12 protein-coding genes are annotated in these 15,070 nt (G+C 70.3%); 5 read left to right on the plus strand and 7 right to left on the minus strand.

Annotated features, from left to right (window positions below; translation table 11 throughout):
* Window positions 1–239 precede the first annotated feature (239 nt).
* Complete coding sequence (locus PPSIR1_RS31180; protein ID WP_006975219.1) at window positions 240–1,322, minus strand: 3-deoxy-7-phosphoheptulonate synthase; 1,083 nt, start codon at window positions 1,320–1,322, stop codon at window positions 240–242.
* 100 nt (window positions 1,323–1,422) lie between these two features.
* Here PPSIR1_RS31180 and PPSIR1_RS31185 point away from each other — a divergent pair, with 100 nt between their 5' ends.
* Window positions 1,423–2,475, plus strand: coding sequence for a hypothetical protein (locus PPSIR1_RS31185; protein ID WP_006975220.1), 1,053 nt, complete (start codon window positions 1,423–1,425; stop codon window positions 2,473–2,475).
* Between the two features lie 12 nt (window positions 2,476–2,487).
* On the opposite strand, the gene PPSIR1_RS31190 is transcribed toward PPSIR1_RS31185, so the two are convergent.
* From PPSIR1_RS31190 to PPSIR1_RS31200, 3 genes are read right to left on the minus strand one after another with little or no spacing between them, the layout of a single operon-like run.
* Entirely contained in the window at window positions 2,488–3,582 is a 1,095-nt protein-coding gene (locus PPSIR1_RS31190) for a hypothetical protein (protein WP_006975221.1), read from the minus strand.
* Between the two features lie 2 nt (window positions 3,583–3,584).
* Window positions 3,585–4,790, minus strand: a complete 1,206-nt coding sequence (locus PPSIR1_RS31195; protein WP_006975222.1) for a FecR family protein — start codon at window positions 4,788–4,790, stop codon at window positions 3,585–3,587.
* A complete protein-coding gene (locus PPSIR1_RS31200; RefSeq protein WP_006975223.1) occupies window positions 4,783–5,331 on the minus strand; it encodes an RNA polymerase sigma factor in 549 nt (182 codons plus the stop codon). Before PPSIR1_RS31200 ends, PPSIR1_RS31195 begins: the two co-directional genes overlap by 8 nt.
* A 199-nt stretch (window positions 5,332–5,530) precedes the next feature.
* Here PPSIR1_RS31200 and PPSIR1_RS31205 point away from each other — a divergent pair, with 199 nt between their 5' ends.
* The 3 genes from PPSIR1_RS31205 to PPSIR1_RS31215 all read left to right on the plus strand — a co-directional run bounded on the left by PPSIR1_RS31205 (window position 5,531) and on the right by PPSIR1_RS31215 (window position 10,298).
* Entirely contained in the window at window positions 5,531–6,604 is a 1,074-nt protein-coding gene (locus tag PPSIR1_RS31205; RefSeq protein WP_006975224.1) for a hypothetical protein, read from the plus strand.
* A 252-nt stretch (window positions 6,605–6,856) separates the two neighbouring features.
* Entirely contained in the window at window positions 6,857–8,014 is a 1,158-nt protein-coding gene (locus PPSIR1_RS31210) for a hypothetical protein (protein ID WP_006975225.1), read from the plus strand.
* A gap of 97 nt (window positions 8,015–8,111) precedes the next feature.
* Entirely contained in the window at window positions 8,112–10,298 is a 2,187-nt protein-coding gene (locus tag PPSIR1_RS31215) for a C13 family peptidase (RefSeq protein WP_006975226.1), read from the plus strand.
* Between the two features lie 70 nt (window positions 10,299–10,368).
* On the opposite strand, the gene PPSIR1_RS31220 is transcribed toward PPSIR1_RS31215, so the two are convergent.
* Window positions 10,369–11,721: a trypsin-like serine protease gene (locus tag PPSIR1_RS31220; RefSeq protein WP_006975227.1), complete on the minus strand. Its 1,353-nt coding sequence runs from the start codon at window positions 11,719–11,721 to the stop codon at window positions 10,369–10,371.
* A 293-nt stretch (window positions 11,722–12,014) separates the two neighbouring features.
* Between PPSIR1_RS31220 and PPSIR1_RS31225 the strand changes: the two genes are divergently transcribed.
* Window positions 12,015–12,527 (plus strand): cupin domain-containing protein, encoded by a 513-nt coding sequence (locus PPSIR1_RS31225; protein ID WP_006975228.1) that lies wholly within the window; start codon window positions 12,015–12,017, stop codon window positions 12,525–12,527.
* 43 nt (window positions 12,528–12,570) lie between these two features.
* On the opposite strand, the gene PPSIR1_RS44370 is transcribed toward PPSIR1_RS31225, so the two are convergent.
* Window positions 12,571–13,575, minus strand: coding sequence for a hypothetical protein (locus PPSIR1_RS44370; protein ID WP_232296574.1), 1,005 nt, complete (start codon window positions 13,573–13,575; stop codon window positions 12,571–12,573).
* A gap of 34 nt (window positions 13,576–13,609) precedes the next feature.
* The gene (locus PPSIR1_RS31240; RefSeq protein ID WP_006975231.1) at window positions 13,610–14,986 is read right to left on the minus strand and encodes a spinster family MFS transporter; all 1,377 of its coding nucleotides are present in this window, start codon (window positions 14,984–14,986) and stop codon (window positions 13,610–13,612) included.
* Window positions 14,987–15,070: the final 84 nt, after the last annotated feature.

Raw genomic sequence — 15,070 nt, forward strand, 5'->3', positions numbered from 1 at the left:
GGGTTCTGCAACGATGCTCATCGAGCCAGCGCTCGAGCTCGGCGAGGGTCTGCGCGCCGTGGTGCTTGCCGGCGAGCTCACGGCGGGCGAGCTCGACTTGCTCCATGGCATGCAGGCGGTCGCCGCCCGCGTCCGTGGGTGCGTCCCATGAAAGCGAGGCGTAAGCTGAACTGATCGCTGCGGGCGGTGACCTCTCCTCGATCTCGCTCCGCCAACCTGGTGGGAATACATGAGGCCATCTATGCCATGGCCGCGCTTCGCCCCATGGTCCGCTGGGCGCTGGCTTCGGCGAGGTGTTCCAGCACTTCTACGGTCGTCCCCCAGCCCATGCATGCATCGGTGACGCTCTGGCCGTAGGTGAGCGCTGCCTGGTCATGCCGATCTTGCCGACCGGGGACCAAAAAACTCTCGAGCATGACGCCGAAGATCGCGTGCTGCCCATCCGCGGAGACGGTGTCGGCGACCTCGCGCGCGACCCGTGCCTGACGCAGGTGATCCTTGCCGGAGTTGCCGTGGCTGCAGTCGATCATCACCCGCGGACGCAGGCCCGCGCGGCGGTGGTGCTCGAGGGCGTGCTCGAGGGCCTCCCCCGCGTAGTTCGGTCCGTCCTTGCCGCCGCGCAGGATGAGGTGGCCCCAGGGGTTGCCGGCCGTCTCGACGATGGCCGCGAGCCCCTGCTTGGTGACCGAGAGGAAGTGGTGGGGGTGGGCGGCCGAGCGGATCGCGTCCACGGCGATCTGGATGCTCCCGCCGGTGCCGTTCTTGAACCCGATCGGCATGGACAACCCCGAGGCGAGCTCGCGGTGGACCTGAGACTCGACGGTCCGCGCTCCGATCGCTCCCCAGCTGACGAAGTCGGCCATGAACTGCGGGCTGATGGGGTCGAGGAACTCGGTCCCCGCGGGCAGGCCCAAGCGCGCGAGCTCGCGCAGGAAGGCCCTCGCCTGGCGCAGGCCGTGGTTGATGGCGAAGCTCCCGTCGCCGCGCGGGTCGTTGATCAGGCCCTTCCAGCCGACGATGGTCCGCGGCTTCTCGAAGTACACGCGCATGATGACGTGGAGGGCCTCGCCGAGCGCGGTCGCGAGCTCGGCGAGGCGCGTCGCGTACTCGAGGCCGGCCTCGGGGTCGTGCATCGAGCACGGACCCACGACCACGACGAGGCGTCGGTCCTCGCCCGCGAGGATGTCGCGCACGCCGGCGCGGCCGGCCTCGACCACCGCGGCCTCGGCGGCGTCGATGGGCAGCTCCTCGAGCAAGATCGCCGGAGGCAGCAAGGGGCGGAGACCGCGGATGCGTACGTCGTCGGTGGTGCTCATGGGCATGGCGGCAGGTGGCCTCTCGGACTGGGTGCCGGGGAGCTCGAGAGTGGCTCAGAGAAATTTTGTGTGAGCCGTTTCGAGGAGGCACCGCACTGAGGCAGCGATGACCAAGCCGCTCGTCTCGCGCTCGATCCTCGCGCTGTCTTTGTTTGCCTTCGCCTGCGTGTCCGAGGAGCCCCCGGACGAAGCCGTGACCGTGGGGCTCGACGAGCTCGGGGAAGACGACGGCGAGGGCGCAGACCAGGGGGACGAGGCGAGCACGGACACGGGGCCGCTCCTGGACATGGGCCAGGAGGAAGCGGGGCCGGGGACGACCGGAGACGGGGACGACGGCTGCAAGAAGATCGACCTGTTGTTCGTGATCGACAACTCCGGCTCGATGTTGACGGAGCAGACCAACCTGATCGCGGCCTTCCCGGCCTTCGCGGACACCATCCAGGACGTGCTGCCCGAGGCCAGCGACCTCCACGTCGCGGTCACGACCACCGACGACCTGGGCCTGGCGCCGGGGAGCTTTGGCCAGGACGCGCAGCCCTTCGCCGAGGATCCTTGCGTGAACACCTTGGGCGGCCTGATCGACCGCGAGACACCCGCGGACGGCAACAGCGGCTACGGCGAGCCTTGCGGGTTCAGCTCGGGGGCGCGCTACATGGTCAACGGCCCCGACCTGGCCGAGGAGTTCGCCTGCGCGGCGGCGGTCGGGGTCCACGGCAACGGCCTCGAGCGCCACGCCGACGCGATCTTGGGCGCCCTCGACCCAGGCTCGAGCTGCGCCCAGGGCTTCGTCCGCGACGACGCGCTGCTCGTCATCGTGGTCATCACCGACGAGGACGACGACTGGAGCGAGCCGGACATCAGCGACGCTCAGGCGCGCATCGACCAGTGGTACGCGGCGATCGAGGCCGTCGAGGGCGGGGTCGAGACCAACGTGGTGTTCACCCTGATCAGCGGGGGCTCGCCGCCTTGGGGGACCTGCCCGCCCTTCGAGATCAGCGATCCGGACACGGCCAAGGAGAGCGACGTGCTCACGGGCCTGGCCCAGCGCTTCACCAACGCCTTCGAGGCGGACGTGTGCGCGCCGGGCTACGTCGACGTGTTCGCCGAGGCCATCGGCGTGATCGAGACGGCCTGCGAGACCTTCGTGCCCATCGAGTAGGGCGCGGCCGCGTCATTTTGGGGAGGGGCTCGACGGGCGCGGGAGATGGACGGCCAGGAGCAGCCCGCCGCCGACCCAGGCGCCGTCGAGGGTGAACACGGGCTCGCCCCCGACGAGGGCGGTGACCGGGCCGAAGCTGCCGCCGGCCTCGAGCTCGGCGGACAGGCTGAGGGCGTTGGTGAGCGCGAGTCGAGCTTGGACGAGGGCAAAGGCGCCGCCCTGGGCTCGGCGAAAGTCACGGCCCGCGAGCTCGGGATCGGAGGCGGAGCCGCGGACGTCGACGAGGGCCAGGCGGGCGCCCCCGCCGGCCGCGAGGGCGAAGCGTGGGCGGGCGAGGACGGCGAGCAGGGCGGGCGCGAGCTGGACCAAGGTCGAGTGGACTCGAGCGCCCGGCGGGGCGGCGTCGCCCTCGAGGGCGTGGCGTCCGTGGACCACGGCGGCGCCGAGGCTCCAGGCCAGTGGACGCCTCGGTCGGTGGGTGAGCCGGAGCTGGCCGCCGCCGTGGACGGCGGAGGCTTTGGGGAAGAGCTCGACGCGGGGGCCGAGGGACAGCGTCCACGGGCGCGCGGGCTGGGCAGCCTCGGCCCGCGCGCGGCGGAGCATGGGCGGGGGTGGAGCTGGCGAAGGGGCGGGGGGCTTCGCCGGCTCCGCCTCCGCGGGGGGAGGGGGCGCTCGCTCGGCCGCGAGCTCGAGCTCCAGCCAGCTCGCGCGCACGAACTCGACGATGGCCAGGGCCAGGGCCCGGCGTCCCCAGTCGTCGCCCCCGGCTGGGAGTCGGGAGTCTCGCTCCATGCGCTTGTTGGTGAGCGGATCGTCGAGGGCGAGGGTCAGGCTCTCCGGTCCGCAGCCCACGCGCACGCGGCTGGTGAGTGGGTCTGCGGGGCTGGGCTCAGTCTGCGTCGAAGACACGACGCGGACTTGGATTGGGGGGCCAAACTCGAGGGAGAGGAGGCCCTCGAGGGCGCGGGGGTCGTGCTCGGTGCAGGCGTCGAGGCTGACCTGGACCGTGGGCGGGTCGGCGCGCGCCGGGGCTTCCTCCGCAGGCGGGTCGCTCGGCCCGAGGGCGAGGGTCAGGCTCAGGGCCGCGGCCAGGAGTGACGCGCCCACACTCAGTCGAGGCCTCCCCAGCGCCGAACCAGCTGGAGGCGGTGGCCGTCGGGGTAGCGCTCGACGTAGCGCTCGGCCTGGGCCCGGGCGCGCGCGTCCTTGCCCGCCTTGGCCAGGGCCTCGACCGCGCGCGCGAGGGCGTCTTCGGCGAGGGGGCCCTCGGGCGCGAGGCTGCCGGCGGTGGCGAAGGCCTCGGCCGCGCCGGCCGGGTCGCCGAGGCGCTCGAGCAACAGGCGGCCCTTGGTGAAGGCCGCGAGGGGAGCGAGGGGCGAGCGCGCGTGGTCGTCGATGACCACGTCGAGCCAGCCCACGGCGGCCTTGGGGTGCTGGGTCAGGCGCGCGACGTCGGCCGCGGCCATGAGCGCCTTGGGATCCTTGCGATCGACGAAGCCGCCCCCGAGGGCCGCCCAGGCCTCGTCGTGCTCGCCCGCGTCGGCGAGCTCGAGCCAGCGCGTGTCGGCCTTCGTCGCGGGAGGAGCAGGGGCCGGCGGCGTCGGCGTGTCGGCGTTGGCAGGGGCGGGCGCGTCGGCCGAGTCCGGGCTGCCCTCGGGCGAGGCGTGGGCGGGGACGGGCGGGGCGTGGGCCTGGAGCTCGAGCCGCTCGCCGCGGGTCAAGAGCACGGGCGCGCGCCAGTCTGCGCTGACGCGCACCGTGCCCCGGGAGACCGTGACGGCGACGGTGTCGGCCTCGCGCTCGACCCCAAAGGCCGTCCCCACGACCTCGATCTGGACCTCGCCCGCGTGGACCACGAAGCGCCGCTGGGGGTCGGGCGGGACCTCGAAGTCGAGCCGCCCCGAGACGACCTCGAGCTCGACGAGGCCCGGCTCGGCGCGGCGCAGCTCGTAGCGGCTGCTCGCGCTCGCGCGCAGCTTGGTGCCGTCGGGCAGGGACACGAAGTCGCCACCGTCAGCTTCGGTCTGGCTCGGCTCGAGCTCGCTCGCGGCGGGCGTGCCATGCTCGGCGCCAGCGAGGGCGCCTTGGGGAGGGTCGCTCGGCGTCCACAGGCCCAGGGCGAGGACCGCCGCGGCCCCAGCGGCCAGCGCCGCTCCGGCGAGCCCGAGCCGCGCCCAGCCGCGCCGTTGACGGGCGACGGCCGCGACCCGTTCGTCCCGGAGCCGAGCCCAGACCCGCTGCTCTCGCGCCGAGTCCCACTGCGGCCGCAGCTGCTCGCGGACCGCCTCGACCTCGCGCTGCGCGTTCCTAGTCATTGAGGTTGACCTCCAGGTGCGCGCTCGCTCGGGCGATGCGCCGCTTGGCCGTGGCCAGGGAGCACTCGAGGGCCGCGGCGACCTGCTTGAGGGTCTCGCCCTCGACGTGGCGCAGCTTCCAGGCCAGGGCGTCGTTGACGGGGAGCTGCTCGAGGCAACGGTAGATCTCCTGGACTTGCATGCGCTGTTCTGGGCTCGCGCCCGGGGCCTCGAGCTGGATCGGCAGGTGTTCGTCGAGCCCGACCATGCGACGCAGGCGGTGCTTTTGCTGGCGCCGCCGGACGGTGCGGACGGTGATCGTCGCCAGCCACCCGCGGACGGCGCGTAGCTCTCGCAGCTTGTCCGCCTGGCGAAAGGCCGTCGCGAACACGTCGTGGACCAGATCCTCGAGTTCGTCGTCGACCGCGTGCAGGCGAATCACGATGCGAGCTACGTAGGGCGAGTAGCGCCGGTAGAACTGCGCGGGCTCGTCGACGGGGGAGGGGCCCAGCTGCGCTGCCAAATCCGTCGGCTCTGCGGGCTCGGCCTTGGCGAGGCTCAAGTGCGCGCCTGCTCCCGGTTGGGCCCCAGCTCGCGCGCTTTCGCGCTGAGGGGGGAGTTGCTCGAGACCGCCGCTCACACGTTCTTGGTGCCGCCCGGGAGAAAAAGAGCTCAGCGATTGAGCCATATCACACAAAATGCGCACTCAGGCTCTGATGCGCCCTCGCCCTCGCTTCACGGTCGCCCTCTCCGCTCTCTCGTTGTTCGCGCTGTCCAGCTCCGGCTGCGGCGGCGAGGGTGAGGTGTTCTCTCCCTTTGCCGACGGCGGCGACGAGCTCGGCGAGTCGAGCGAGTCGGACGCCGTCGAGACGATGGAAGCCGGGGAGGCGTCCCAGGGCGAGACGGCAGAGCAGGGCGAGTCGAGCGAGGACGCGGACACGGACGAGGGGACCACCGGCCCCAAGCTCGACGTGCTCGGTGCCGACGAGGACACGACCGCCACGGCGACCATGGAGGGCGGCGACGAGGGCTGCGAGAAGGTCGACTTGCTGTTCGTCATCGACAACTCCAACTCCATGTCCGACGAGCAGCAGCTGCTCATCGACAGCTTCCCGGGCTTCATCGCTACCATCGAGAACACCCTGCCGGCGGCCTCGGACTTCCACATCGGGGTGACCAAGACGGACATCCACGGCTTCGACGACTCGCCGACGCCGGACCCGAACAACCCCTGCGCCTACGAACTCGGCGGGCTGCTGAGCCACGCGACGCCGGCCGACGAAAAGACCGGCACGGGAGCGGACTGCGAGTTCAGCTCGGGGGCGAACTACATGGTCGGCGGCCCCAGCCTCGCCGATGAGTTCGCGTGCGTGGCCGAGGTCGGGACCAAGGGCAACACCGGCGAGCGCCAGGCCGAGGCGACCCTCGCCGCGCTCGCCCCGGGCAACGCCTGCTCCGAGGGCTTCTTGCGCAAGGACGCGCTCACGGTCGTCGTCGTGATCACCGACGAGGACGACGACTGGTCCGAGCCCGACGCGGACGCGGCGACCAACGCCCAGGCCTGGTACGAGGGCGTCGTCGCCGTCGAGGACGGGCTCGAGTCGAACGTCGTGTTCTTGCTGATCTCGGGGGGCTCGCCGGCCTGGGGCGACTGCGAGCCCCTCGACCTGATGACCATGACGGGTGCGGACACGAGCCCCAAGCTCACCGCCTGGGCCGAGCTGTTCACCAACTCGAACCTGGGCAGCGTGTGCTCGGCGGGGTACGCCGACTACCTCGAAGCGTCCATCGCGGTGATCGAGACGGCCTGCGGGGGCTTCGAGCCCATCCCCTGACGGCCTCCTCGGCGCCGCGCGGGGATTGCGTTCCAGCAGCCGAGCTCCGCTCGGTTCGAGCTCGAGGGTCGCTTTGGTCGTGCTCCGAGGCCGGCCCGCTGGGTGCGTCACACTTGGGGTTGGTTTGGACGAAGTCGCAACAGTGAGGACGCAGAGCGCCGACATGCGCCCAAAATCGAATGATTAACGGTCCATTGAATGACTCCCCAAGTGTCGCCGCGCTGACTCAGCGGCGCCAGAGGAAGCAAGACAATGACCACTCAAAACGCAAACGCCATCCGCCTCCAGACCCTTCGCCTCGGCGCCACCGCGCTCTCGATCGCCATGTCCGTCGCCGCGGGCTGCGGTGGGGCCGAAGGCAGCGAGGGGAGCATCGAGGTCCCCGAGGTCCGGGCCGCCGTGGCCCTCGACGAGCTGTGCGAGCTGAGCAACGAGCTGCGCTGCGCTGGCGCGATGGGCTGCTGTGACGCCGACGCCCCCTTCGGGACCATGGACGAATGCCTCGACGCGGGCGCGAGCTGCGAGGACACCCTGGCCGAGGTCCTCGGCAGCGAGCTCTACACCAGCGGGGCGATCGTCTACGACCCCGAGTTCGCCGCGGGCGTGCTCTCGGCCGCCGCCAACGCGACCGCCGAGTGCGGCACCCAGGCCGCGATCCCCGACCTCGGCGAGCTGTTCACCGGCACCCGGGGCGAGGGCGAGGACTGCTCGCCCGCGAGCTTCGGCGAGGCCCACCGCATGGTCTGCGCCGCCGGGCTCAGCTGCTTCGTCGACGACGACGAAGACGCCGACATGGCCGTCGGCACCTGCCTGCCCCTGGACTTCGACCACGACGAGTCCGAGGACGCGCCCCCCTCTGTCGAGGCGCTGTACTGCTCTGCCCCGGCCGAGCTGAGCCCGCCCTCCAACGGCGTCGTGCCCGTGGGCCTGAGCGTCAACGCCTACAACTCCACGCACTCGGGGACCAACAGCGACGTCGTCCTGCACTTCATCAACAAGAGCGAGACCACGGAGTACTACTGCACCATCAAGGGCGGGGTCGACAGCAACGAGACCAAGATCTGCTCCAACATCAAGACCCGGACCTACAACGGCGTGCCCAGCAACAACCTGTTTTGGGTCGAGACCTTCGGCAGCGACGGCTTCGGCGTGGACTCGGTCGCCGTGTGCACCTCGCTCAATGGCAGCGGGACCCAGTGCGACGGGACCACGCACACCGCGGGGACCTTCGACACCGGCAACTCCAGCATGCTGGAAAAGCGGATCACCTGGGCTTTCGGGATGTTCGACGACGGCTTTGACCGGATCTGGCTCGACAGCGACAGCAACGGCAACTGCAACACCGCCAAGATCAACCTCAACAACGACAACACGGTGACGTGCGGCACGCACACCGTCGGCAATCACTGAGCGCTCGTTTTCCAGACGCAGACGCAGACGCAGACGCAGCCGCTGCCCAGCTCGACACCGCGTCGAGCTGGGTCGCGGCGCGGCCCGGATCCTGACGATGAAGCCACGCCGCCACCGCCCCTGCTTCGCTCGCGCCTTCGCGTGGACGCTGCTCTCGCTGGTCCTGCTCAGCGCCTGTGTGGGCGAGCAGCCCCCCAGCCCCAAAGCCCTGCGCGTCGCCGTGTTCCTCGAGCTCGAGGGCTCCAAGGACGAGGACGGTCTCCGGACGCGGAACTTCGACTGGGCCGTCGAGGCCGTCAACGCGGCCGGGGGCGTCGCTGGCCGCCCGCTGGCCCTCGACTACATCGACGCCGAGGTGCTCGCGGACAGCGGCATGGATCTGCTCGAGCTCGCCGAGGTGCTCGCCGCAGACTCCGAGCACCTCGCGGTCGTCGCCCCGCCGGGCTCGGAAGCCCTCGAGCGCTTCGCCGAGCCCTTCATCGAGGCCGGCAAGCCCCTGCTTTCGACGACTTCGACCGCTGACGAGCTGTTCCGGGCCTACGGCGGGCTTGGCGAGATCTGGCGCCTGCGCGAGTCCGACGTGGTCCAGGCCGAGCTGCTCGCGCGCTTTGCCCACGAGCAGCGAGCCGAGCAGCTCGTCCTGCTGACCAGCCTCGAGCGGTCGACCGCGACTTTCTTCGACTGGTTTGGCTTCTTCACCGCGGAGCTCGGCTACGCCAGCGAGGCGGTCGAGGTCGTGACCCTCGATGAGGCTTGCGCGCCCGCGGTGGCGACGGCCTTGGCCGCGGAGCCCGACATGATCCTGCTCGCCGCGAGCTCGGAGCGGGAGCTCGCGTGCGTGGTCGAGGCCATGCCCGCAGCGGGTCAGCGCCCGCGGATCGTGCTCGCGGATACGGGCATCGACGCCTCGAAGCTGCTCGAGCTCGGGGCCCAGGCGGAGGGCATCGAAGGCTTCAGCGCTGCCGGCGACGAGGCCTTCGAGGCGGCCTCGAGCGCGCGCTTTCCCGGCGTAGCTCTGGCTGCCCACGGGCCTGGCGAATACGACGCGATCTTGCTGTTGGCGTTCGGCCTCGAGCGCTCGGGGGGCGTGGGCGGCAAGCCCTTGATTGCCGGCATGCGGGCGGTCGCCGACGCCGATGAGCCGAGCGTTGGGGACTGGAGCGCGGCCGGGGTCGCGGCGACCCTTGCGGCCATGCGCGAGGGTCGGAGTCCGCAGGTCGTGGGCGCGACGGGGCCGCTGCGCTTCGTGCCCGAGCGCTACATGGATCTGGCCGCCTCGACCCTGACCCACTTTCGCATTGAGCGAGGCGCGATGGTCTACGGCGCACGGATCCACACCGGCGACCCGAGCTTGTTGAGCCGCGCGGGCGTGGTCTCCGGACCCCAGGCCAGCCCCGCGGACGCCGAGGGCTCGACCTGGACGCCCGCTGTGGACAAGAGCGAGACCTGGGCGGTGATCGCCGCGCTGAGCTCGGGGTGGAACAACTACCGCCACCAAGCTGACGCTCTGCGTCAGTACTGGCTGCTGCGCGAGGGCGGGGTCGACGACGAGCACATCGTGTTGATCCTCGCCGACGATCTCGCCGATGCCCCCGACAACGCCCTGCCTGGCCAGGTCCGAAACCAGCTCGGGGGCCCGGACCTGCGCGCGGGGGCCCAGATCGACTACGGCCTCGAGCTCAGCCCCGAGCAGCTCGGAGACATCCTCACGGGCACGACCAGCGAGGCCACGCCGACGGTGATCCAGCCGGGGCCGTCGAGCAACATCTATGTCTACCTGGTCGGTCACGGCGGCGAGCAAGGCATGCCGATCGGCGCGCTCACGGCCGCCGAGGGTCTGGCCGGGGGGGAGACCAGCCTCTCGCCCGGTCTGCTGCGCTCGCGCTTGTGCTCGCTCTACGCCGGCGAGAGCTATCGCCGCGTCCTGGTCGTCATCGAGAGCTGCTTCGCGGGCGTGTTCGGAGCCGCGGAGTCTGGCGGGATCGAGCTTGGCTGCGGCTTCGAGGCTGGGGAGGTCCCCCTCGAGGGCGTCTCGATGATCACCGCGGCCGACCCCTTCGAGGTGTCCTACGCCGACGTCCATGACCCCGAGGTCCCCGAGTGGATCAGCGACGAGTTCTCGAACAACTTCGCTGAAGAGATCGAGCTGGAGCTCGAGCGCAACCTCGCCGACGTCTACGTCGACACCTACCGAGCCACCGTCGGCTCCCACGCCTCGCTCTACAACGCCGCTCACGCCGGGCGCTTGACGACCATCGAGCTCGCGGAGTTCTTCTCGCCCTAGCCCGTCAACAAAAGACGGCGCACGTGGTGAACGTGCGCCGTCCTTGGCGTAGAGGGCCCGGGGCCCCGGCTCAGCGGCGGCGGCGAAGCGCGAGCAGTCCGATCAGGCCCAGGCCGGCCCACAGCGGCGCGCTCGGCTCGTCGCCGTCCGTCGAGCAGGCGCAGCCCGAGTCGACGGGGGCGACGGGCTCGAAGCCCGCGTCGCCTTCGGTGTCGCCGACCTCGTCGGCGTTGCCGTCGTCCTCTTCGCCCTCGTCGTCGCTGTCTCCGGCGGCGCTGTCGAGCACGGTGAAGGTCACCTCGGAGGTGGCGCTGTTGCCCCAAAAGTCGATGGCCGTGGCCGTCAGGGTGTAGGTGCCGTCGGGGAAGGAGGCGCCGTCCCACACGGCCGGGCTCTCGATGTAGGTCTGGGCCAGGGGCTCACCGTCGAGGGCGAGGCTGATCTCCTCGAGGGGCAGCCCGCCCGCGTCCTCGGCCACGACGGTGATGTCGAAGCTCGCCGGCTCCATCTCGAACACCTGCCCGTCCGAGGGGACCTGGATCTGGATCAGCGGCGGGGCGTCCTCGAAGTCGGTCTCGTAGAAGCTCGAGCCGCAGGTGCTGGACCAGTCGAGGGCCGTGGTGTCCTCGCACCAGGTGTACCAGGAGCCGCCGGTCAGGGCCGGCTGGGAGTTGGAGAAGTTGCCGCAGTAGTGGTTGGGGTTCCAGTTGCCGTTGAGGTCGTGGCAGGGCGTCACGTCGATGCCCGAGTCGGTCTCGATCCACTTGACGGCCTCGACGGCGCTCGAGTGCGTGCCGGGGTTGTCGTTGCAGGTGCTGCCGCTCTTGGTCGAGGCGATGCCGAAGTTGTGCCAGGTGCCGTCGTCGTAGCGGATGAAGGCCGGGCCGCCCGAGTCGCCGGAGCAGATCGAGGGGTTGGTCCCGCTGCCCACGTCGAACTTGTAGGTCTCGAGGTTGTACATGTTGGTGAAGGCCCAGCGCTTGCGCCCCGCGCCGTCCTCACCGTCGTTGTTGCCGAAGCCGACGACCGCGATCTCGGCCCCGTTGTAGCGGTACTGGTCGACCTCGCAGCCAAAGCCCACGGGGGTGAAGGGCACCTCGTGCATCTCCTCTTCGAGCACGCAGTAGGCCCAGTCGAACTCCTGGTAGGTGCCCTGGGTCTGGTATTGGGGCGAGGCCTTGCAGTACTCGACGGCGCGGTTGTTGCCGGCGTTGAAGCTGTCGCCGAAGCGGATGGTCTTCTCCTCGGTCCCGCAGTGGGCCGCGTACATGATGACGCCGGGGTGGATCAGGGTGCCGGTGCAGATGTTCCCGGCGCCGCTGACCAGCACCACCGAGGGCCAGGCGCAGGGTTCGGTCTCGTAGCCGCCCCAGACCTCGGTCGACTCCTCGAGGCCCTCGGCCTCGACCTCGAGCATCGCCATGGGGATGGCGGGTTCACTAGGCTCGTTCGGCTCGTTCGCCTCAGCCGTCGCGGGGGTCCCGAGGACGGCGAGGAACGGTAGGAAAGCGAGGCTGGCAAGGCTCAGAGTGCGCGTGGACGTCTTCAGCAATGTCATGATCCCTGCCGGCATCATCGGTGATCTACGGGCAAAGCTCAAAACTCGAAATGGCCGTCGAGTTGGGCGGGGTTTGGCTTGCGTATTTTTCGCTGAGCAAAAGGGTGCGCGAGCGCCGTGAAACGAGGGCCGATGGTGGCGCTTGTTAGGATTGCTCCATGCGCTCTTCCTTTCTGACCTCCATGGGCATGTTTGTCCTTGGCGCATGTGCAACGGTCGCGGTTCAGAGCTCGGCCGCGACGACCACGAGCGAGGCTGGTGAGCAGGCGGGCGAGGCTGCTCCCACCGCCGCCGCGCCGGTCGAGGCCTCTCTTGCCGGCGTCCGCGCGCTCGGCGATGCGCCCCAGGCCGTCGCGCCCAACGGCAAGGCGACGGTCACCCACCTCGCCATGGGCGACAACGCCTACCTCGGGCTGCTGCGCATGGACGGCGGCGGGGCCGTGCCCGTGCACCGCGACGAGACCGAGGAGTACATCCACGTGCTCGAGGGCGGCGGCGTGATCACCATCGACGGACAGCAGCACGAGGTCGGCGGGGGGGCGACGATCTACATGCCCGCAGGGGCCGAGGTCAGCTACCAAAACGGCGACGCCGAGATGGTGGCGATCCAGGTGTTCGCAGGGCCGGGTCCTTCGGCGAAGTACTCGAAGTGGGCCGCGCCGAGCGAGTGACTCCCGACCGGTCGAGATCGCTCGAGTCTTGGACGAACTCCAACTAACGAAGCGGGGAGTGCTCGAACAAGGCCGCAGCGTGCGTGACCGAGCGCGCAAGCTCGGCCCACCGCTCGAGCGCCTCGATTCGCATCTCGGCGTCGACGCGAGCGCGCTCAGTCTCTGACAAGGGGATCCCCCGAACCTCCAAGAGCGCGAACACCATCGTCTTCAGTACATGGCGGCGGCCTTCCTCTCGGCCCTTTGCTCGACCTTTCTCGAGCCCCTTCTCGAGCCCCTCCTCCAGGCCAAGGTGATAGGTCCCGCTCCGACGCTCGATGTCCAGGAGACGGTCGTCGTCGGGGGCGAACGGAAATTCTTTGATCAGCGTGAGGCGCATGCTCTTGTCTACCGCGGCCAAGATCGTGGTCGCGTCACGCATGCGCCGCTTCGCGGGCAACCGCGACACGACCTCGAGGCCCCAACGAGCGGCGCCGATATCACCCTGGCAGGCGTGCAAGGCTGCTCCCAGCACGGCTGCGCTCGGCTTCGCTAACGCTTTGGCCATGTCGTAGCGCGCTGGCACCCGGCTCGCGTCGAGCACGATCACCTCGAAGCGCGGCGGCCCAGTCTCCCTCCAAGCGGCCAGCTGACGGGACACCGAGGCGTCGAAGGACACGACCACGACCCAGGTTTCGCGCTCGTGCTCGTCGGCCAAGGCAGCTTGATAGTGGGGAATTCGCCAGCGCTTTTGCTTGTTCGTGCGGCTTTGGACCTCGACGGTGAGGACCAGGCCCGCGCCACGCTCTCCGTCTCGCTGCCGGTCAGCGACCAATACGAGATCGGGCAAGAGCTGTCGCCGCGCCAGATCGACGTCGAAGACGTCGAGCGCCGCTTGTCGGTCGAGGGGCTCCCCGAGGCCGGAAGGGGGCTCGACTCGAGCGAGTCGAAAGGCCATCCATGGGTCGTCCCGAAAGAGCGCGAGGACCCCTTGATGAAGTGCACCAGGCATCGCTTCCTCTTCGGCCCCGGCGCTCGTGCCTTGCAGCGCGGTGAGCTCTGCAAGCAAGGAGGTGGCCCGTAGCCTGGCCGCGGGAGCCTGGCTAGCGATCCTTGGCCGTCATCCCGTCGGGCAGCCCGTCGAGGTACTTCGCGCCGCGCAGCAGCCACACCCCGCCGAGGAATACGGGGATCGCCGAGAGCATGATCCCGAGGCTCAGCCCGGCCCCTGCCGCGTTCTCGCCGATGCCCGCGGCGACCAGGGCCGGGCCCGTGGAGTCCGAGAGCAGACCGACGAGGTAGGGCGAGGCCGCGTCGCCGAAGGTGTGGATGAACAGCACGTTGAGGGCCATGGCGCTGGCCCGCACGTTGCTCGGCACGCCGCCGACGACCGCGGCGTTGATCGGGCCGGTGTTGAGGAACATGAAGAACTCGGCGGCGAAGATCAGGATCAGCACCAGGATCGGCGCGCCGAACACGGGGACGAGGGCGAGGGCCGGGCCGGCGAACACCAGGCCCCAGCCGCTGACCTTGAGGTAGCCGCCCGCGCCCTTGGCGTAGGCCCGGTCGCCGAGGAAGCCGCCGAGCAAGGTCGCGATCAGGCCAGCGACGACGGTAACTCCGCCGAACACGGTCCCCGCCGCGCCCTCGTCGTAGCCGTGCACGCGGATCAGGAAGGTCGGCCCCCAAAACGCGAGCGCGCCCATGGTGAAGGTCAGCAAGGTCATGCCCGCCGTCGCGTAGCGCCACGCGGGGCTGGCGAACAGGCGCTTGACGGCCTGCTTGGGGCCGAGCTGGCTCGCGGCCTCGGCCTTGGACTCGGGGGTGTCCATGGCCCCGCGCACGGGCTCGCGCATGACCGCGGCCGCGATCGCGAAGATCAGCCCGGGGATGCCGGCGATCCAAAAGGCGAGGCGCCAGCCCGGGGCCGGGAAGGCGTCGAGGCGCAGGAACTCGAACAAGCCGGGGCCGAACCACTCGGTGGCGTTGGCGGAGATGGCCCCGCCGAGCATGAAGCCGATGGCCGAGCCCATGGGGATGGCCAGGTAGAAGTAGGCCAGCTTGCGCCCGCGCTCCTTGGGCGAGAACACGTCGGAGATCATCGCGGGGGCCGCGGCGGCGTAGCCGGCCTCGCCGATGCCGACCAGGGCGCGCATGGCGAGCATGGACTCGTAGTCCTCGACGTAGGCGTTGCCCACGGTCGCCAGGCTCCACAGCGCGACGGCGCCAGCGACGAAGTACTTGCGGATGCTGCGGTCGCTGAGGAAGCCGATGAAGGGCGACGCGACGGTGTAGACGACCATGAACATCACCGCGAGCAGGCCGGCCTGGGCGTCGCTCAGGACGAACTCGGAGCTGATGCTGTCGACGACCGAGGACAGGACGTAGCGATCGATGAAGTTGAGGAAGTTGATCGCGGTGAGGATCAGCAGGGTTCCCCACGCCTGCGCGCGGCTGACCTCGGAGGATGGGGGGGTCACCGCGACATGGTACGGGGTGGGGGGGCGAGCCGGCATCCAGAGACTGCTAGCCTGAAGTCGTGCAAGCTCGGCGGATGGCTCCTC

The sequence above is a fragment of the Plesiocystis pacifica SIR-1 genome, from assembly GCF_000170895.1.
In the GTDB taxonomy this organism is placed as follows: Bacteria; Myxococcota_A; Polyangia; order Nannocystales; family Nannocystaceae; genus Plesiocystis; species Plesiocystis pacifica.